This window comes from Mycobacterium liflandii (assembly GCF_022354805.1).
Lineage (GTDB): Bacteria > Actinomycetota > Actinomycetes > Mycobacteriales > Mycobacteriaceae > Mycobacterium > Mycobacterium marinum.
Genome location: NZ_CP023138.1, coordinates 3,826,712 through 3,846,576, shown reverse-complemented (window position 1 = coordinate 3,846,576; position 19,865 = coordinate 3,826,712). Strand labels below are relative to the sequence as shown.

General features: G+C 63.8%; 10 protein-coding genes and 6 pseudogenes. 9 read left to right on the top strand and 7 right to left on the bottom strand.

Annotated elements, in window-relative coordinates; genetic code table 11:
* Positions 1-767, bottom strand: a pseudogene (locus tag CKW46_RS17225) (O-methyltransferase).
* Positions 768-926: 159 nt separating this feature from the next.
* Between CKW46_RS17225 and CKW46_RS17220 the strand changes: the two are divergent.
* From CKW46_RS17220 to CKW46_RS17180, 9 genes and pseudogenes are all read left to right on the top strand, one after another.
* Complete coding sequence (locus CKW46_RS17220; protein ID WP_015355926.1) at positions 927-2,153, top strand: inositol-3-phosphate synthase; 1,227 nt, start codon at positions 927-929, stop codon at positions 2,151-2,153.
* A 23-nt stretch (positions 2,154-2,176) separates the two neighbouring features.
* Entirely contained in the window at positions 2,177-3,010 is an 834-nt protein-coding gene (locus tag CKW46_RS17215) for an SCO3242 family prenyltransferase (RefSeq protein ID WP_482052184.1), read from the top strand.
* Entirely contained in the window at positions 3,010-4,431 is a 1,422-nt protein-coding gene (locus tag CKW46_RS17210) for an EboA domain-containing protein (RefSeq protein ID WP_482052183.1), read from the top strand. The genes CKW46_RS17215 and CKW46_RS17210 overlap by 1 nt, the downstream gene beginning before the upstream one ends.
* Complete coding sequence (locus CKW46_RS17205) at positions 4,428-5,279, top strand: TatD family hydrolase (RefSeq protein WP_015355924.1); 852 nt, start codon at positions 4,428-4,430, stop codon at positions 5,277-5,279. The genes CKW46_RS17210 and CKW46_RS17205 overlap by 4 nt, the downstream gene beginning before the upstream one ends.
* Positions 5,280-5,317: 38 nt before the next feature.
* Positions 5,318-6,397 carry a metabolite traffic protein EboE gene (eboE, locus tag CKW46_RS17200; protein ID WP_499018033.1) on the top strand — a complete coding sequence of 360 codons (1,080 nt, stop codon included), beginning with the start codon at positions 5,318-5,320 and terminating at the stop codon, positions 6,395-6,397.
* Positions 6,398-6,453: 56 nt separating this feature from the next.
* Positions 6,454-7,666 (top strand): annotated as a pseudogene (locus CKW46_RS17195) (alkaline phosphatase family protein).
* 123 nt (positions 7,667-7,789) lie between these two features.
* Positions 7,790-8,992, top strand: a pseudogene (locus CKW46_RS17190) (ISAs1-like element IS2404/ISMul1 family transposase).
* 375 nt (positions 8,993-9,367) lie between these two features.
* Positions 9,368-10,570: pseudogene (locus CKW46_RS17185) on the top strand (ISAs1-like element IS2404/ISMul1 family transposase).
* A gap of 20 nt (positions 10,571-10,590) precedes the next feature.
* Positions 10,591-11,025: pseudogene (locus tag CKW46_RS17180) on the top strand (ISAs1 family transposase); the annotation flags it as partial.
* A gap of 62 nt (positions 11,026-11,087) precedes the next feature.
* Here the strand turns inward: CKW46_RS17180 and CKW46_RS17175 are convergent.
* The 6 genes and pseudogenes from CKW46_RS17175 to CKW46_RS17150 form a co-directional block, all read right to left on the bottom strand.
* Positions 11,088-12,677 (bottom strand): DHA2 family efflux MFS transporter permease subunit, encoded by a 1,590-nt coding sequence (locus tag CKW46_RS17175; protein ID WP_482052182.1) that lies wholly within the window; start codon positions 12,675-12,677, stop codon positions 11,088-11,090.
* 141 nt (positions 12,678-12,818) lie between these two features.
* On the bottom strand, positions 12,819-14,003 hold the full coding sequence (locus CKW46_RS17170) for a PPE family protein (protein WP_482052181.1): 1,185 nt from the start codon (positions 14,001-14,003) through the stop codon (positions 12,819-12,821).
* A 231-nt stretch (positions 14,004-14,234) separates the two neighbouring features.
* Complete coding sequence (locus CKW46_RS17165) at positions 14,235-15,362, bottom strand: PPE family protein (protein ID WP_238559635.1); 1,128 nt, start codon at positions 15,360-15,362, stop codon at positions 14,235-14,237.
* Between the two features lie 613 nt (positions 15,363-15,975).
* Positions 15,976-17,082, bottom strand: a complete 1,107-nt coding sequence (locus tag CKW46_RS17160; RefSeq protein WP_499019294.1) for a thioesterase domain-containing protein — start codon at positions 17,080-17,082, stop codon at positions 15,976-15,978.
* A 3-nt stretch (positions 17,083-17,085) separates the two neighbouring features.
* Positions 17,086-19,621 (bottom strand): annotated as a pseudogene (locus CKW46_RS17155) (non-ribosomal peptide synthetase); the annotation flags it as partial.
* A complete protein-coding gene (locus tag CKW46_RS17150) occupies positions 19,614-19,865 on the bottom strand; it encodes a hypothetical protein (protein ID WP_117435658.1) in 252 nt (83 codons plus the stop codon). The pseudogene CKW46_RS17155 and the gene CKW46_RS17150, both read right to left, overlap by 8 nt.

Here is a 19,865-nt window from a genome sequence, read left to right as displayed (position 1 = left end):
TCACCCCAAGTAGTCGGATTCGAGCACCAGATCCGATACCAGGGTCTGGTACTCGAGGTGGGTCTTGTGCTCGGTGGTGTCCCATAGCGTGCCCTGATGGTGCCGCATGTATTCGTGGTACTCGGGAGCGCCGGGCACCTTGACGTTGTCGGCCACCACGATCGAGCCCCGATGCAGCCACTCCCGGTCCAGGATGCTTTGCAGGTCGTCGAGGTAGGCCTTCTTGTCGTGATCGACAAAGACGAAATCGAGCGCACCGGGGGCGAATCCGTGCTCGGTCGCGAGTGCGTCCAGGGTGCGTCCGCCGTCGCCAATGGTGCCCACGACACATGTCACGCGATCGGCAACGCCGGCATGACCCCAGATCTGCCGGGCGTTGGCGGCGTTGGCTTCGGCGAGTTCGACGGAGTACACCTTGGCCTGCGGTGCGGCCCGCGCGATCCGCAGCGCGCCATACCCGCAGTAAGTACCCAGCTCCAGCGCCAGTGCCGGATCGGCGCGCCGCACCGCGGCATCGAGTAGTAGTCCCTTCTCGTCGCCGACGTTGACCAGGATGGACTTTTCGTAGGCGAACTTGTCGCTTTTCGTAGGCGAACTTGTCGATGGTGGCCAGCACGTCGTCGATATCGCCGGCGCGGGCATGCGCGAGCACATAGTCGACAGCCGCGGCCGTCGCCGACCTGGCCCGTTCTGAGCAGGGTGCGAAATGCCAGCGCCAGGCGCAATACCGACCACCGCAACGGAGCGAAGCGTGCGTTGAGCCTCATCGAGTCCACGCTACCGCTTTCGTGGGCCAGTTGATTTCGTCACATCGCGCGCCATTTGACCATGCACTTTCGACCTGTTCAAGGTTAGCATCAATTGTTTGGAAAAGCTAGTTTGACACGCCAAATTTTCAAGAAATTGTCGAACAAGTGAGCACGGCTATGAATCGCGATCGCGCCAGATCCGAGGCAACCGCAGGCCAGCGCTGCGGTCTGTGGCTCAGCGGCGCCCGGGGGTCGGTGGCAACTACGTCGATCGTCGGTTTGTATGCGCTGAGCGCGGGTCTGGTATCTGAAACCGGTTGTGTGACTTCGAATGCCGACTTTGCCGACGTGCCGCTGCCGAACTACTCCGATTTTGTGGTGGGCGGACGAGACCTGTCCACCACCTCGTTGGTCAAACGCGCGGAAACCCTGGTTGAAGCCGGACTTCTGCCGCACCAGGTGGTGGCCACACTCTCCGATCGGCTGGCAGCCACCGACGACGAGATCGTGGGTCCTTCTTGTGTGGCCACGCCGGATCCCTGCAGTGCGGGTGCGAGCACCCAAGCCGAACTGATCGACCGGCTCTGCGATGCGATGGCCTCGTTCGTTTCGCGTCATGGTTTGGATGGTTTGGTTGTCATCGATGTCGCGTCGACCCAGCCGCCGGTTGCCGATCTACCGGAGTATCGCGACCCGCAACTGTTGCGTCTGGCGCTGGGCGAGAAGAACCGAGCGCTGCTGCCGGCGAGTGCGCTGACGGCGCTGGCCGCGATACGTACCGGTGCCGCCTATGCCTGTTTCACGCCGTCGCCGTCTTTGGGTATCCCCGCGCTGCGCCAACTCGCTGCCGAGGCTGACATCAGCTACGCGGGTCAGGATGCCAAAACAGGCCAGACCTTGCTGCGCACGGTGTTGGCGCCGATGTTTGCCAGCCGCGCGATGAACGTTCACTCATGGGCCGGGTCGAACTTGCTGGGGGGCGGTGACGGCGCCACCTTGGCCGACCCGGTCGCGGTGCAGTCCAAGCTCGCCAGCAAGCAGCGCGGCATCCAGCAGATGCTCGGCGGCCATGTCACCGCTCCGCTGCACATCGACTACGTGCCCGATCTGGGGGAAACCAAGGTTGCGTGGGACTTCATCCATGCAACGGGATTTCTGGGCGGCCAGATCACGCTGCAAACTACCTGTTCTGCACCGGATTCCGCGTTGGCTGCGCCGCTGGTTCTCGACGTGGCACGACTTCTGTCGATGGCCCGAATGCGAGGCGCGCAGGGCGTGGTGGGGGAGCTCGGCTTCTTTTTCAAGGAGCCGTGGGGATCCTCGACGCACTCCCTGGCGGCGCAGTACGAAGCACTGCACCAGTGGGCCAACTCCTTCTCGACACCGGATTCAGCTGAGCTGTGAAACCCAAGGCGTACCTCGACCTGATGAGGGCGCCTGCTGCACTTACCGTTCTCGGTGACAGCGTCGTTGGCGCGATGTGGTCAGGACGCCCGTTGGGAGGACGGCGCCTGGCGCTACCGCTGGCATCCGCCCTGTTGTATTGGAGCGGGATGGTGCTCAACGACTGGGCCGACCGCAAGCGTGACGCCGTTGAGCGTCCCGAGCGTCCGATTCCCTCCGGCGACGTGTCACCCGCGGCGGCGCTGTCGGCGGCCACCATCTTGGCCGCCGCCGGAGTCGCCGCAGCGGCGGCGGGAGGCCGCCGGGGCCTGGCCGCCGCGGGCCGCATCACGCTGTGTGTGGTGGCCTACGACGTGGCTGCCAAGGACACCGCGGCCGGGCCCCTGGTGATGTCGGGCTGCCGGTTCTTCGATGTCATGCTTGGCGCCGCCCCACATTATCGCCGCGCCCTGATTCCCGCCTCGGTCATCGGCCTACACACCACCGCGATCACGGTGCTATCCCGCAGCGAGGTAACGGGATCCGACCGCCGCATGCCGGCTCTGGTAGGAGGTGCCGCTGCGGCGGTGGCGACATCGGCCGTTGCCGCCACAGCCGATGGGCCAGCTGGATACCGCGTGGCGCTGCCGGTTGCGGTCTACTCCTGGGCATTCGGGCCCGGGTTGTGGAACGCGTGGCAGCAACCCACCGCTGAGGCGATTCGCAGCGCGGTACGTAGCGGAATCGCCTCGATGATCGCGGTACAGGCCATGCTGGCCGCGCGCTCACCGCGGTCGCGCACCATGCTTGCGCTGTGCGGTCTTGCTATTGGCCTGCGGCTGAAAGTTTCTGCGCCGAAACCCACCGAGGTGACCTGATGCACGTTGGCTACAACACCAATAGCTTGGCTGATCATCCGATTGCTGAAGCGCTTGCTTTGATCGCCGAAGAGGGTTACAGCGCCGTCGCCTTGACCGTTGGCTATCCGCACGTGCGGCCTATGGACTCCGATCTCGGCGCGCAACTCGATGCACTGGGTTGCCTGCTGGACACATACGGATTGACGGTGGCAATCGAGACGGGCGCCCGCTATCTGCTGGATCCGCACAACAAACACAAACCGTCACTGGTCGATGTCGCCGCGCAGCCGCGCATTGAGTTCTTGCAGCGGGCAATCGATATCGCTGCCGAACTGGGGGCAACCTGCGTATCGCTATGGTCAGGATATTCGGTCAGCTACAGTGACGCCGCCACCACGCGTGACCTCTTGCTCAGCAGGCTCTCTCGCCTGGTGGAGTACGCAGACCGCAAGTCGGTCATGCTGGGCTTCGAGCCCGAACCGGGCATGTTTGTGGAAACCGTCCAACAGGCGCTGGGGCTGTGCAGCGAGTTGGGTGATCCTGCGCGACTTGGCATCACGCTCGACGTCGGACACTGCGTGATGACCGAGCCCGCCGGGGCCGAGGCGGCAATCGCGGAACTGGGGGACAAGCTGGTCAACGTCCACCTGGACGACATGACACCGCTCAAACATGAACACCTCGAATTCGGTTACGGCGCAGTGGATCTAGGTGCGGTGATGGACGCTCTGCAGGTCGCGGGCTTCGCCGGGGTGGCTTCCGTCGAGCTGCCCCGACACGCCCATGACGCACCCAAGGTGGCGCGCCGCAGCATGAATTCGATCAAGCTTGCCCAGCTGCCCCTGCAGGTTCGCACGTGGATCGCGGAGGCCGCCGTGGTGCTACGGCGGGACCCCGAGAAGGTTCTGGAGCTCTTCTCCGGCGCGCAGTGCCAGATGCCGGCCTCCTCGGATGAGGCTACTGTCTTGGCGCGCGGGCGACTGGTTGCCACTCTGGTGGCCGAAACCCCGGACGTCACCGCGGGCCCGCTGATCGACAAGTTATACCGGTGGGGCGATAGCGACGAGCGCCTCGGCGTCTTCTGCGGTCTCGAGACTGCGGCATCGGAGGAGACGCTGGGGCCCGACGCGACCAGGGTCGGTGTGGGCCTCGCCGAAGATGCCCTGCGGTGCAACGATCCGCGCCTGGTCGCCGCGGCGCTCGGCGGGTTCGGCGCCCGATTCCTGGCCCAGCACAGGTGGCGTGACGGAGTGATGAAGTTGGTCTTCATGGGTGTCCCACTGCGCGGCGTATCGGGCTTGCGCAGTCGCGCTGACACCGAGTTGGGTCGCATGGCTACGGATTACGCAAGTGAACGCGCTGCGGCCGGCCGAATGATCCCGGCCGATGCCCAGCTGCTGCAACGATTGTGTGCTACCGAAGCGGAGGCTTTGAAGTGAGGATCTTCGACCCGCACATCCACATGACATCACGCACCACAGACGACTATGAAGCGATGCATCGAGCGGGTGTGCGCGCGGTCGTCGAACCGGCCTTCTGGCTGGGGCAACCTCGCACCGGCCCGTCCTCATTCATCGACTATTTCGACAGCCTCATCGGCTGGGAACGCTACCGGGCATCACAGTTCGGGATTGCCCACAACTGCACCATCGCGCTCAATCCCAAGGAAGCCAACGACAGTCGATGTCGGGAGGTGCTTGATCAGATCCCGCGGTACCTGTCGAAGAGTGGGGTTGTTGCCGTCGGTGAGATCGGCTACGACTCGATGACCCCGGAGGAAACGGCGGTATTCGAGACACAGTTGGAGATGGCGGCCGAACGTGGTCTTCCTGCGCTCGTTCACACTCCTCACCGCGACAAGCTCGGCGGCACTTTGGCCAGCATCGAAGTGGCCGATCGGGTAGGGATCGACCCTGGCCTGGTACTGCTGGACCACCTCAATGAGGTGACCATTGAACCCGCGCGCGACAGCGGTTGTTGGATGGGCTTCTCCATCTATCCGGATACCAAGATGGACGAAGCACGGATGGTCGTGCTGATGCAGCGGTTTGGACTGGACCGGATGATCGTCAACTCAGCCGCGGATTGGGGGCGATCCGATCCGCTCAAGACGGCCAAGACCGCGCAGGCGATGCTGACCGCGGGCTTCACCGACGACGACGTCGACCGGGTGCTGTGGCGCAATCCCGTCGAGTTCTACAGCCAGAGCGGACAGCTTCGCTTGCTCAGTGATGAGCAGGAGGCGGCGTTTGCCGGCAACACCATCAATCGTGGGGAAAAGCCGTGATGTTGTCCTACTGCAGCAATGTTGTTGCAGCGGAGAACATGTCAGCACTAGAACAGCGGCTGGCAACGGTGTTTGCGCCGGCACGCGAACTCGCCGGCGTCGAAACGCTGGGCGTGGGGCTATGGTTACCCGCCCGCACCATGGCCGGCCTGGCCGATGACCCCGCCGCGCGCCGTCGGCTGGCGGCGATTCTGGCGCACCATGGGCTCGCTGTGGTGACCATGAATGCCTTTCCCTATGGCTCCTTCCACGGAACCTCGGTGAAGCACGCCGTGTATCGGCCGGATTGGACGACGCCAGAACGCATTGCCTACACGCGCTGCTGTGCCGAGGTGCTCAGCGAGCTACTCGGCGACACGGACCATGGCACCATTTCGACGCTGCCGTTGGGCTGGGCTGAGCAGTGGAGCGATGAGTCCGAAGCGGCGGCGCTGCGCAACTTGTCGGCGCTCGGCGATGAGCTGCGGCAAATCGAAGAGCACACCGGGCGCCGGATCCGGTTGGCTATCGAACCAGAGCCGGGCTGCGTCATCGGATCTTGTCGGGACGCAATCGAGTGGTTTGGCCGGGCCAACCTGGACCCCCGATACCTGGGTCTGTGCTTGGACACCTGCCACCTGGCCGTGATGCACGAGACCCCGGGCGAGGTAGTGAGCGGGCTGGCCGGAATCGGAGTCGAGGTGGTAAAGATCCAGGCATCCAACGCAATCCAGATTGATGACCTCGCAGACGAGCGTGTGGGGCAAGCCTTTGCCGAGTTGTCGGGGTCGCCGTACCTGCACCAGGTCAACGGTGTCACCGGTGATGGGCAACCGTGGTTTCGTGATGACCTTTCGTTCGCGGACCCGTCGATACCAAGATCGGGTAGTGCCAGGGTGCACTACCACGTTCCGCTTCATCTCGACCCGCCCGCGCCGCTGCGCACCACCTCACACATCCTGGCCGAGGTGATGACCATGTTCAGTAACGGGACGCTGTCAGGGAGGGCCGACGTGGAGGTCGAGACCTATACCTGGGAGGTGCTTCCGGCGTCGCTTCGCAAAGCCAGCCTGGCCGAAGACATCGCCGGCGAGATCGGCTGGCTTGACCAGCTTTTGCGGGTAGGGGATCCGGCGTGACTCAACGGGTGCTGCTGATCAACGTGGTGGGGCTCACCGAGCCGCTGTTGCCGAACATGCCCAATCTCGCCGCGTTGGCGGCTCGGGGTGCGATGCGCCATCTGGACCCGGTGTTTCCGGCGGTCACCTGTTCGGTGCAGTCGTCGATGGTCACCGGCTTGATGCCCAATCAGCATGGAATTGTCGGCAACGGCTGGTACTTCCGTGAACTGGGCGAAGTTCTGCTGTGGCGCCAGAGCAGTAAGCTGGTTGCGGGGGGAGAAGATTTGGGAGACCGCGGCCAGTCGTTTCACTGGATACACTTCGGCGAACGTCGGGTGGTGGTATGCGATGAATGCCAGCAACGATGTGATCGTGACGCCGCGGCCGGTGTATCACCAGGATGGACGCAAGTCCCCGGATTGCTATGTCGTCCCGTCGGACCTGCGCGACATCTTGACCGACAAGCTGGGGATGTTTCCGCTGTTCCAGTATTGGGGTCCGACCGCCAACATCACGTCGTCACGCTGGCTGGTGGATGCGTCGATAGAGATTCTGCAGCGCTATTCACCCACCTTGTTCACCGCCTATATTCCGCATCTGGACTACGACTTTCAACGCTACGGCCCGCACTCGGCCGCCGCGAGCACAGCGGCAGCCGATGTCGACACGGCGTTGGGGCCATTGCTGGGCTACGCCGCGGAGCATGACCTGACGACCATCGTCGTCTCCGAGTACGGGATCTCTGCGGCGCAACGGCCGGTGGACATCAATCGGATGCTCAGGACCGAGGGGTATCTGAGGGTCTACACCCAGCAGGGCCGCGAGTACCTGGATCCTTGGACCTCGCGAGCTTTTGCGGTGGCCGACCATCAAGCGGCGCACGTGTATGTGCGCGATGAGTCCGATATCGCCACAGTGGCCAGCCTGATCAAACGGCTGGACGGGGTGGACGACGTGCTGGATCGAAGCAAGCAGCAGGCGTGGTCGATTGATCACCCCCGGGCCGGAGAGTTGGTGGCTGTCGCCGAACCTGCGGCGTGGTTTACCTACTACTACTGGCTCGATGATGATCGGGCCCCGGAGTTCGCGCCCTGCGTGGACATTCACCGCAAGCCTGGCTATGACCCCGTCGAGCTGTTGATGAACCCCGATGATCGGGCCGCCAAGGCCAAGGCTGCCGCCGCACTCGCCAAGAAGTGGCTGGGGCTTCGCTACACCATGAACGTCATCGCCCTCAACGGTGCCGCGGTGGGAGGCACCCACGGAACAGGGCTCCGGCGTTGTTGATTAGCAGGCTTGTGAGCTGGGTTGATGATCTTTGGTGCCGCGCTATTGGGGCCGGAGTGTAGGCACGGGCTATCTGGAGAACGATCGAGTTGGTTACTGTTCGTCGTTGGTCTGGAGTTGCCCGTGCCTACCGTTTCAGTATTGCCTGTGTCGTCGGTTCCAGAGGTGTTCGACCGCTGGAGTCCTGGTGAGCGCAGTGAGCTCATCGGATCGGAGTTTCTCGATGTGTTGGCCTCGGTGCCAGACCCGAGGGACCCACGCGGTCGGAGGTATTCGCTGATGGCTTTGTTGGCGATCGCGGTTCTGGCCACTGCCGCGGGGATGCGCGGCTATGCTGGTTTTGCTACATGGGCGGCCACCGCTCCCGATGATGTGTTGGCCTAATTAGGGGTCCGGTTCCGGCGGCCCAGTGAGAAGACCTTCCGCGCTGTTTTGTCTCGGCTAGACCCCGCCGACCTCAACGCCAGGATGGGCAGTTACTTCACTGCACACGTGGCCAGCAGCGACCCCAGTGGATTGGTGCCGATCGCGTTGGACGGCAAGATGCTGCGTGGTGCTTTACGCGCCAAAGCGACAGCCACGCATCTCGTGTCGGTGTTCGCCCACCGTGCCCGATTGGTGCTCGGTCAACTCGCTGTCGCCGAGAAAAGCAATGAAATTCCCTGCGTACGTGCCCTGCTCACGCTGCTGCCGGGTAGCTTGCGGTGGCTGGTCACCGTGGATGCGATGCATACCCAGGTCGTCACCGCGAAGTTGATCTGCGCCACCTTGAAGTCGCACTACCTGATGATCGTCAAGTCCAACCAAGCCAAAATACTTGCGCGTATCACCGCGCTGCCCTGGGCCGAGGTGCCCGCAGCCGCTACCGATGACTCCCGCGGCCACGGCCGTGTCGAGACCCGCACCTTGCAAATCATCACCGCTGTACGAGGAATCGGCTTCCCCTACGCAAAACAAATCATCCGGATCACTCGTGAACGCTTGATCACCGCCACCGACCAGCGCAGCGTGGAGGTGGTCTATGCCATCTGCAGCCTGCCGTTCGAGCACGCCCGCCCTACCGCGATCATGACCTGGATGCGTCAACACTGGGGAATCGAGAACAGCCTGCACTGGATACGCGACGTCACCTTCGACGAAGACCGTCAAAGGGCACATACCGGAAACGGCGCACAGGTCCTAGCAACGCTACGCAACACCGCGATCAATCTGCACCGCCTCAACGGCGCCGACAACATCGCCGAAGCCTGCCGGATCACCGCTTTGACCGCCAACCGCCGCCTAGACCTCCTCAATCCACAATTCCCCAGCTCACAAGCCTGCTAATCAACAACGCCGGAGCCCTGCCAAGGCGGCGCACCGGCGACGCCGGTGGTCACTTCGGGTTGGGCATGCACACGACACGATCGCGACAGTCCGCCCGGTCGACATCAGCGGAAATCGGGTGGGCGCTCGGCAACCTGCGTGTCAGTTGTGAAAGATGGTGGTCCCGACGCCGCTGGGGCTGTTCGAGATGTATATCGCCTGCTGCCCGAAGGGGAGATATCCGGTATTCATCCAGGGCTCCGGCGTTGTTGATTAGCAGGCTTGTGAGCTGGGTTGATGATCTTTGGTGCCGCGCTATTGGGGCCGGAGTGTAGGCACGGGCTATCTGGAGAACGATCGAGTTGGTTACTGTTCGTCGTTGGTCTGGAGTTGCCCGTGCCTACCGTTTCAGTATTGCCTGTGTCGTCGGTTCCAGAGGTGTTCGACCGCTGGAGTCCTGGTGAGCGCAGCGAGCTCATCGGATCGGAGTTTCTCGATGTGTTGGCCTCGGTGCCAGACCCGAGGGACCCACGCGGTCGGAGGTATTCGCTGATGGCTTTGTTGGCGATCGCGGTTCTGGCCACTGCCGCGGGGATGCGCGGCTATGCTGGTTTTGCTACATGGGCGGCCACCGCTCCCGATGATGTGTTGGCCTAATTAGGGGTCCGGTTCCGGCGGCCCAGTGAGAAGACCTTCCGCGCTGTTTTGTCTCGGCTAGACCCCGCCGACCTCAACGCCAGGATGGGCAGTTACTTCACTGCACACGTGGCCAGCAGCGACCCCAGTGGATTGGTGCCGATCGCGTTGGACGGCAAGATGCTGCGTGGTGCTTTACGCGCCAAAGCGACAGCCACGCATCTCGTGTCGGTGTTCGCCCACCGTGCCCGATTGGTGCTCGGTCAACTCGCTGTCGCCGAGAAAAGCAATGAAATTCCCTGCGTACGTGCCCTGCTCACGCTGCTGCCGGGTAGCTTGCGGTGGCTGGTCACCGTGGATGCGATGCATACCCAGGTCGTCACCGCGAAGTTGATCTGCGCCACCTTGAAGTCGCACTACCTGATGATCGTCAAGTCCAACCAAGCCAAAATACTTGCGCGTATCACCGCGCTGCCCTGGGCCGAGGTGCCCGCAGCCGCTACCGACGACTCCCGCGGCCACGGCCGTGTCGAGACCCGCACCCTGCAAATCATCACCGCTGTACGAGGAATCGGCTTCCCCTACGCAAAACAAATCATCCGGATCACTCGTGAACGCTTGATCACCGCCACCGACCAGCGCAGCGTGGAGGTGGTCTATGCCATCTGCAGCCTGCCGTTCGAGCACGCCCGCCCTACCGCGATCATGACCTGGATGCGTCAACACTGGGGAATCGAGAACAGCCTGCACTGGATACGCGACGTCACCTTCGACGAAGACCGTCAAAGGGCACATACCGGAAACGGCGCACAGGTCCTAGCAACGCTACGCAACACCGCGATCAATCTGCACCGCCTCAACGGCGCCGACAACATCGCCGAAGCCTGCCGGATCACCGCTTTGACCGCCAACCGCCGCCTAGACCTCCTCAATCCACAATTCCCCAGCTCACAAGCCTGCTAATCAACAACGCCGGAGCCCTGGTCGAGACCCGCACCTTCCAAATCATCACCGCTGTACGAGGAATCGGCTTCCCCTACGCAAAACAAATCATCCGGATCACTCGTGAACGTTTGATCACCGCCACCGACCAGCGCAGCGTGGAGGTGGTCTATGCCATCTGCAGCCTGCCGTTCGAGCACGCCCGCCCTACCGCGATCATGACCTGGATGCGTCAACACTGGGGAATCGAGAACAGCCTGCACTGGATACGCGACGTCACCTTCGACGAAGACCGTCAAAGGGCACATACCGGAAACGGCGCACAGGTCCTAGCAACGCTACGCAACACCGCGATCAATCTGCACCGCCTCAACGGCGCCGACAACATCGCCGAAGCCTGCCGGATCACCGCTTTGACCGCCAACCGCCGCCTAGACCTCCTCAATCCACAATTCCCCAGCTCACAAGCCTGCTAATCAACAACGCCGGAGCCCTGCACCTATACCGAAGTGTTGTGAAGGCCGCTGGGCCAGCCGCGCTACCGATTGACTTCGGTGTCGGAGTGCTCTGCTGGTTGTGGCGGCGGATTCCTCCGGACGGCCGGCGGCTTTTTCGGCAGGAATGCCACCGGGACGAACATCAGCGCGACTAGTCCGACGGCCACCACGAACACCACCGCGTAAGCGTGCGAAAGGTCGTGCATCAGGACGAGGGGGAAGTCTGGGGTGCTGGCTCGTTCGGGCATCAGCGACTGGTCGACCGGGACGCCGCTGCGGGCAGCGTCGGCGCGCAGGCTGTCGATCCGGTGCGCCGCGGAGATGTTTGCGCTGCGGTTGAACTGGCTGGTGAGGATCACCGACATGAGGGCCGTTCCAATGGATGCGGCCACTTGCTGATTGACGTTGATCAGGGTTGAACCCCGAGCGATCTGATGCGGTGTCAGCGTCTGCACCGCCACCGCCGATAGGGGCATCATCGTGGCGCCCATGCCCAGGCCCATGATCGTCAGCCCGGTGACCAGGGTCGGCAGATAGGCGGCATTGAGGGAGACCCCGATGGCGAAGAGGCCCATCCCCGCCGCGATCAGCCCCACGCCGACCATCAGGATCTTTCCGGCCCCACGCTTGTCCATCAATGCGCCGGCGATCGGCATCGTCACCATCGCCCCCAGTCCGCGCGGGACCATGCTCATTCCGGCCTGCATCGGCGTCTGGCCCAGCAGCTCCTGGAAGTAGCTCGGGAATAGCAGCCCCGCGCCGAAGAACGACGCCGCGAACAGAAACATCGCCACGTTGGCGAGCGTGACCACGCGATTGTCGAACAGGCGTAGATCGATCAGCGGATGGTCGGCCCGGTAGAGGGCATGCAACACGAATCCACCGATGAGCACCAGGCCGACGGCTGCGGGGAGCCAGACATGGCGATCGGCAATGGTGCCGCTTGCGGGCAGGGCCGAGACACCATAGAGGAAGGTCGCCAACCCCGGTGATAGCAGCAGCATCCCGATGACATCGAAAGATTCCGAAGGTTCAGGGCGGTCCTTGGGAAAGACGACGGCGGCAAGACCCACCGTGATCAGCCCGATCGGGAGGTTGATCCAGAAGATCCACTCCCAGCCGAAACGATCGATCAGCCAGCCGCCCAGCACCGGACCGAAGACCGGTCCCAGCAACATGGGAATTCCGAGCACGGCCAATACCCGGCGGAGCCGCGCCGGACCGGCTTCTCGGGTCAGCATGGTCAAAACCGGCGGCATCAGCATCCCGCCGCCGAGACCCTGTATCACTCGAAAAGCGATGAGAGCGGAGATGTTTGGGGCCAACGCACACAGCAGGGACCCGGCGCTGAATGCCAGCAGCGAGGCGATGAAGGGGCGCTTGGTGCCGAACCGATCGGCTACCCAGCCGGCCAGTGGGATCACCGCGGCCAGCGCCAGCGTGTAGCCGGTCATCGTCCAGGCGACGATGGCCTGCGGGGAGTCGAAGGTGGAGACGAAAGTGCGCTGCGCGACGGTGACGACCGTGGTGTCTACGATCGCCATCATCGAGCCAAGGACACAGACTCCGGCGATCTTCAGCAGCCTGGCGTCGAGCTGGTCGGAACTGCCCTGCTGGCCGGTGTCTGGCACGGTTGTGGCTCCTAGCAACTCGCCATCGGCGGACAAGGCCCGTCGCCTCGATGCCGCCTCGAACTCACGGTCATCGGTGGGCGCCGGCCAACGCCGCCGAAGCGACGACGAGCTGGTACCGATGACATGGCGCGGAAAGTGTCAGCCCGCGAACGGTGGCCGTGCCATCACGGTGACCCGGAACCCGTAGCGGGGACCGGCTCCGGCCGCGGCACCGCCAGGGCCGCCGGCCAGCGGCATTCCGCCCAGCAGGCTTCCGGGTGCGGAGGCCTCTGGCGGGTTGACGATGTCGCTGGCCAGGGGGCCGCCCGCACTCACGCTTGGGGGCACGTCGAGGCCCGATCCCGGCCAGGAAGGCGGCACCGACAACTTGCCCAGGGCGGACGCGTTGCCCAGCCCGGCACCGATTGGCCCCGCGCCGCCCAAGGCTGCGGGTGCGGCGCCGGCGGCGGCCTCCGCTGCGCCGGCACCGGCGGCGGCGGCTTCGGCTTCGGCTTCGGGGCCGATCAACCCGAGCGCCCGCTCGGAGGTGATGAGGCTGCTAACGATACCAATCGCGAAGTACGGCAGACCCACCGTGTTGTAGAACAGCTGGGAAATCGGTAGATACCAGTTGACCAACCAGTCGATCCACGTCGCCGGTGAGGCGGCCGACGTCAGCGCCGAGGCGATCGGCGACGTCAGGCTCGTCAGTGCGTTCGGCAGCTGCGAAATGACTCCGGCCAGCGTGCTCTGCGCCGCGCCCGCCGCGGTGGCCGCGGCGGTGGAGGTGGCATTGGACTGCAGCGCCGAGGCGGCGGGATTGGCGGTTTCCGGCGGCGGGGTGAACGCGGTGATCTTTGTGGCGCTCGCGGAGGACCCCGCGTAGGTGTACATCGCCCTGGCGTCCTGCGCCCACATCTCGGCGTACTGCGCTTCCAGGGAAGCGATCTCGGCGGTGTACTGCCCGTAGATGTTCCGCGCCATCAGGGTCATCAGCTGCATGCGATTGGACGCGATCAGGGGCGGGGGCACCACGCCGGTGAACGCGGCCTCAAACGCGGCGACCGCGGCTTCTGCCTGCTTGGCCGCCTGTTCGGCTTGCACCGCGGTGGAGCGCATCCACGTCACATAGGGCGTGATCGCTTCCAGCATCATCGCGGAGGCCGGTCCGAACCACTCTTCGCCGGATAGCGCCTTGATCACTCGCTCGTAGCCGTCGGCGGTGAACGAGAGCTCGGAAGCCAACCGGTTCCAGGCGGAGGCGGCGGAGACCATCGGCGTCGAGCCCGGCCCGGTGTACATGCGCCCGGAGTTCACCTCCGGTGGCAAAGCCCCAAAATCCATCGCTACGAACTCCTTGCCTTGTCGCGGCCCGCCGTCGAGGCGCTCATGTCCGAACTGATATCGCGCCAATAAATCAGGGATGCCGATCGCAACTCTGATTCACCTATTATTGTCGCCATATCACTTCCTCTTTGCTGCTTTCAAAAATCTTTCGACCGCTATTTGAATTACCTGGCAGTCAAGCCTGAGTCGTTTTTCAATTGTGTGTGCGCGCTCTGTGCACTCTGTGTGCTATCCGGCGTTCGGGGGGCGGCACATCACCCGGAGCCGGGCCCCGTAGCGGCGGCCGAAATTGCGACCCGCCTGACCTTGGTTGCGCGGTGGTACGCCGGTGATCAGGCCCAATAGCCCGATCGTGTCGACCTCCGAATTGGCAGCCGAAAACGCCGTCGACGCTGCCGACGAACCGGGCCAGGTCGGCGGCACCGACATCGGCCCGACCTTGGAGGCCAAAGCGGCGGTGGCAATCGGCGGGGCCCCGCCAAATTGGGCCAACCCGCCCGAGAAGGCGGCAAATCCACCCATGCCGGCGGCACCGGCTACGCCCTCGGCCGCGGCTTCTCCGCTCTTCCACGCCAACGATCCGAATATCGACAGGGCAATCAGAGTGAAGCCGCCGCTGTCGTAGACGAACCCCTCGGCGGTGGTGAACGAGCTCATCAGTTCGATCCAGAGTTCCTGCCACGTCGGCGTCGTCGTCGCTGCGGCACTGGAAGCCTGTTGCCCGAGTCGCGCGGCCGCGCTGGACCTGCCCGCCAGGCTGGCGCTGGACCTCGACACCGTCGTTCCGGAGTTGTTTGCTGTTGCTGCGGCCTGCCTGGCCAACCCGCTTGGATCGCTGGTCTGCGGCGGCAGCGAGAACGGCGCCAAAAGCGAGGCGGCCGCGGAGCTACCTGCGTATTCGTACATCGCCCCGGCGTCTTGCGCCCACATCTCGGCGTAGTGAAGTTCGGTGGCGGCGATCGCCGCCGAATTTTGCCCGAACCAGTTCGTCGCGATCAGTGCGGCCAGCAATGCCCGGTTGCTCGCGATCACCGGCGGCGGCACCGTCAGCGCAAAGGCCATCTCATAGGCCGCGGCCGCGGCGCGGGCTTGAATCCCCGCCTGCTCGGCCACCGATGCGGTCGCACTGAGCCAGCTGGCGAACGGCAGGACGGCGGCCACCATCGACTCCGCGGCCGGACCAAACCACCAGATGCCGGTCAGCTCCGAGATCGCCGAATCGTAGCCGGCCGCGGTGACGTGCAACTCGGCGGCGAGGCTGTCCCATGCGCACGCGGCGGCCAGCAACGACCCGGCTCCCGGGCCGGCATACATGCGACCTGAATTGACCTCTGGAGGCAGTGCGCCATAGTCCAGCACGACTGGTGGGGCGATGTCGCCGACAACACCGGCGGTGGCGGGCGCCGTAGCCAACTCCCGTAGCTCCGCGACCTCGATCGCCCGGTCGGCGGCGAGAAGCAACTCTTCGGCGCCGGTCTCGATCTGCGGCAGCGCAGCGCTACCCCATAGGGCGTTTAACCCGATGGAGAGGTCTAGGGTCATCCAAAACCGCCTAGCGCTTGGGCCGGGTGCTCAGACGCGACATCGTCGTCGCTATGCAGTTAACGAGTAAAACTATGCCCTACTGCAACTAATATGCCGGGCGGCGTGTTGCTAAAGAATTTCGACTATGTAACAAGTATGTTAATTAGGCTCGAAAATAAGCGCTTTGTCCACCGAATGTTTATGTCGTGTCCACCGGATAGCGAGGACGTGTCCCCCGAACGGGGGACACGTAGATGTCGGTGATGTTAACGACGGTCGGTCTGGCTCAGGATCGGGAGCTGCGGGCAGTCCCGTGTCGCGCCCGGAATTCTAGAATGCGATTCGCTTTTTGTTGTGGATTGGCGCCCGCGTGGCGCCCGGAGAGTCCGTCGATGAGGGCGTCGCCGTTCAACGAAAATGGCTGGCTCGATCGATCGGTAGACCTTCACGGCTGGTCCAGGGCCGCTCGGATCAGGTCACCGAACGTTTTGAGGGCGGCGGGGTTGAGCAGTTCTTCGTGTGTGCAGTTGACGGGGTATTCGGTGACTTCGCCGGCAACATATTGCCGCCAGCATTGCTGAAGGTCGGCGCCGCTGCGGACCGGTTGTGCCGAGAACAGGACCATGCGGCCGGCGAAGAGGCCGGGCTGGTGTTGGGCATTGAGTTGTAGGTTGGTGTTCGCGTTGGCAACCATGATCTGCACAAGTCGGCGCGACGGCAGCGCGAATTCCGCGTCTACCTCCTGCTGAATCAACGTCTGTGCTTGGGAGTACGTCAGCAGGCGGCAGTACTGTTCGGCAGCCACTCCGACCGCTTGCAGGATTGCCTCCAAGACGTCGGATTCGCTGACCACCGTGGCGGTGGATGCATCCCGGATGAGGATCGGGTCGAGCGCTATCAGGCGCACCACAACGGCGCCGCGCTGTTGCAGCTCAACGGCAACCTGGTGGGCAGTGACCCCGCCGAACGACCAGCCGAGAAGCTGATAGGGGCCTTCGGGATCGTGAGTTTGGATGGCGTCGGCGTAGGCACTCGCGAGTTCACGAACCGATTCCGGGCCGTCGTGGATCTGCTGCAGACCGACGATCGGGCAATCCAGGTAAGGGCTGAGGTTCCGGTAAGCCCAGCTGATGCCGCCGCCGGGAGGCAAGCAGAAAAGCGGCAGACCGCAACCGTCTTGGAGCACCTCCACGGGCACGATCTCAACCGAACTCTCGGGTGCCCTTAGCTTTTGGGCCAGGGCGCAGACGGTGGGTGCGTCAAATAAGACTCGCACCGCCACATCGGTGTTCAGCGTGGTGTTGATCGCCGAGACCACTCGCATGGCGGATAGGGAGTCGCCGCCGAGGTCGAAGAAGGAGTCGTCGACGCTTACCCGGTCGAGTCCTAGGACCTGGGCATATATTGCGGCCAGGGTTTGTTCGGCGGGGGTGTCGGGGGCTCGGTAGCGTTGGGTGTGGCCGTATTGGACGGCGGGTAGGGCGCGTGTGTCGAGTTTGCCGTTGACGGTCAGTGGCAGTTCGGCGATGGGGATCAGGGCTGTGGGCACCATGTAGTGGGGCAGTTGGGTGGCTAGTGCGGCGCGTAGTTCGGTGGGGTCGGCGTTGCCGGTGAAGTAGCCGACCAGGCGGGGGTCTCCGGGGTGGTCGTGGCGGGCGATGACCACGGCTTGGTCGACTCCGGCCATTCGGCTCAGGGCCGCGCCGACTTCGCCGGGCTCGATGCGGAATCCGCGGATTTTCACTTGGTTGTCGGCGCGACCGAGGTAGCGCAGTTGTCCGTCGGTGCCCCACCACACCAGGTCTCCGGTGCGATACATCCGGGTGCCCGGTGTCTGGCCGAATGGGCAGGCGACAAATCGTGTGCCGGTCAGATCTGCCCGACGCCAATACCCAAGGCCGACACCGCCACCGGCGACATACAACTCGCCGACCACCCCGACGGGCACCGGCCGCAACCACCCATCCAAGACGAATAGCGAGGCGCCGGCTACCGGCGAGCCGATCGGTGTGGCTCCAGACCCCGGCACCAGCGGTGAGCTCATCGCCGCGTAGATCGTGGCTTCGGTGGGGCCGTAGGCATTGATCATCGTCCGCCCGGGCGCCCACTGGTCCACCAGGCCCGCCGGGCATGCCTCACCACCGACCACCAGCGTGACCGACTCCAATCCCTGCGGCGACAACGCCGCCGCCGCCGAGGGAGTCTGGGTCAACACTTCGACATGCTCGGCTACCAGCAGGGCGTGCAGTTCGTCGGGGGATTTTGCGGTGTGTTCGGGTACGACGACCAGTCGTGCGCCGGATAGCAGTGCTCCCCAGATTTCCCAGACCGAGACGTCGAAGGAGTAGGAGTGCCATTGGGTCCATACTCGGTTGGGGGAGAACAGGATTGCGGTTGATTGGGGGTCGAAGGAGTTCAGTAGTTGGGTGACGTTGTGGTGGGTGATGCCGACGCCTTTGGGGGTGCCGGTGCTGCCGGAGGTGTAGATGATGTAGGCGAGGTCGTGGGGTGTGGGGGTGGGCGGGTTGGTGGCGGGGGTGGTGTCGGTCGGGGGGGGCGATGTCGATGACGGGTAGGTCGTAGTCGTTGAGGCGGGGGTGTAGTGCGCCGGTGGTGATCGCGGCGATTGGTGTTGAGTCGTTGAGCATGAATGCGATGCGGGTGTCGGGGTGCATCGGGTCGATGGGTAGGTAGCCGGCTCCGGTTTTGAGGACGGCCAGGATGGCGATGATCCCGCGGTGTGTTCGTGGTAGTAGCAGTGCGATCAGTTCGCCGGGGCGTGCTCCGAGTGCGGTTAACGCCTGTGCCAGTTGGGTGCTTTGGGCGTCGAGTTGGGCATAGGTTAGGGATACGTCGCCGTCGGTTATGGCGGTTGCCTCTGGTGTGCGTGCGACTTGGGCGGCAAACAACGCCGGCAGTGATCCCGGGGTCGGGACCGCCTTGGTGAGGGCGGCCCGGTTGCCCCAGTCATCAAGACGTTCGTGCTCGTTGGGATCGAGCAGATCAATCAACGACAACCGCCGCCCCGGCTCGGCAGCCATCACCGTCAACACGGCCTGCAACCGGGCAGCGAGGTCTGAGACGTCAAGATCAGCAAATGGCCCGCCGCTTCCCACGGTATGCAGGAAGAGCCGGCCACCATCTTTGGTGAAGACCATGCCGAACTGCTCGCCCTGGGCAAAGCTGAGGATCGTTACTGTGCTGGCAGCGCCGCCGAACGGCGCCAGGGTTACCGACGGCATGAAATTGACACTGACCGCACCGGCCGAATTCTCATTAAACTGCTGGTAGGCGCCGCTTTCCAGGATGTGCATGGGGAAGCGTTGATGCCGCACGGCTTGCTTGATCTGGGACTCCACATGCTGGCAGAAGGCGTTGACCTCGGCATCGGGTGGCACCGTCAACACCAACGGCACAGTGCCGGAAAGCATCCCCGGAATCGTCATCAGTTGTGGGCTTGTCCGCCTGCTGACCGGGAAATCGAGGACTACCTTTGGGCCGCCTTGCCTTTGACGCACCATCAGTGCACATGCCGCGGTGATCACCGACGATCGACGAACACCGGCCAGCTGGGCAAGCTGCTCGGCTCGGTCCACGACCGCAGGGTCAATCTCGACCGACACCGAGGTCGCCGAGGGGCCGCGGTCACCGTCGGCGTGAGCCAGGCTGTGATCCGTTACGCCATCCAGAGTCTCTTTCCAGTAGGCCAGGTCCGCTCGGTAGTCATCGGACTGTTCGTATTCCGCCTCGGCGGCAACCAGGGTCTGCAACGACCCGAAGAACGTTGGTGAAACCGGTGCGCCAGAACTCAACTCGGAATAGACCAGGGCGATCCGATTGACAAGGAGGGCATAGCCGAATCCGTCGACGGCCACATGGTGGATGGACACGAAAAGATAGAACTCTTCGGAGGCCACCTGAAAAAGCGCGAACTTGAACAGCGGACCGTTCCACGGCATCGGCTCTCGATGCATCGCCAACCCGCGCCGATTGGCTTCCGCAACGGGATCGGCACAGCTTCTCAGGTCGTGGAATGGAACCTCCAGATTCGGGTAGTCGACCACCTTCTGAACGACATGCCCGTCAGCCATCGATGATGGCGGCCCTTAGCGGTTCGGCCTCACCCACCACCTGCCGAATCGCCTGGCTCAGCAGATCGGGCGTCACCGATCCGGCAATGACTGCGAATCCGCTGTTGTACCACTCCTGCGGCGAACGGCCGATCTCCTGGGAAAACCAGATATCAAGCTGTCCCCGCGTCAGCGCAAACCCCGTCTCGGCCGGCTCGAGAGCGCGCCCCGAATCGCGAAGTATTTGGTGGTGATCCACGGTCAT

Bases quoted from the DNA above. Each gene is read 5' to 3' on its own strand.
- CKW46_RS17220 (WP_015355926.1), top strand. From the start codon at position 927: ATGAATCGCGATCGCGCCAGATCCGAGGCAACCGCAGGCCAGCGCTGC.
- CKW46_RS17215 (WP_482052184.1), top strand. From the start codon at position 2,177: ATGAGGGCGCCTGCTGCACTTACCGTTCTCGGTGACAGCGTCGTTGGC.
- CKW46_RS17210 (WP_482052183.1), top strand. From the start codon at position 3,010: ATGCACGTTGGCTACAACACCAATAGCTTGGCTGATCATCCGATTGCT.
- eboE (WP_499018033.1), top strand. From the start codon at position 5,318: ATGTCAGCACTAGAACAGCGGCTGGCAACGGTGTTTGCGCCGGCACGC.
- CKW46_RS17170 (WP_482052181.1), bottom strand. From the start codon at position 14,003: ATGGATTTTGGGGCTTTGCCACCGGAGGTGAACTCCGGGCGCATGTAC.
- CKW46_RS17160 (WP_499019294.1), bottom strand. From the start codon at position 17,082: ATGGTGCCCACAGCCCTGATCCCCATCGCCGAACTGCCACTGACCGTC.
- CKW46_RS17150 (WP_117435658.1), bottom strand. From the start codon at position 19,865: ATGACCGTGGATCACCACCAAATACTTCGCGATTCGGGGCGCGCTCTC.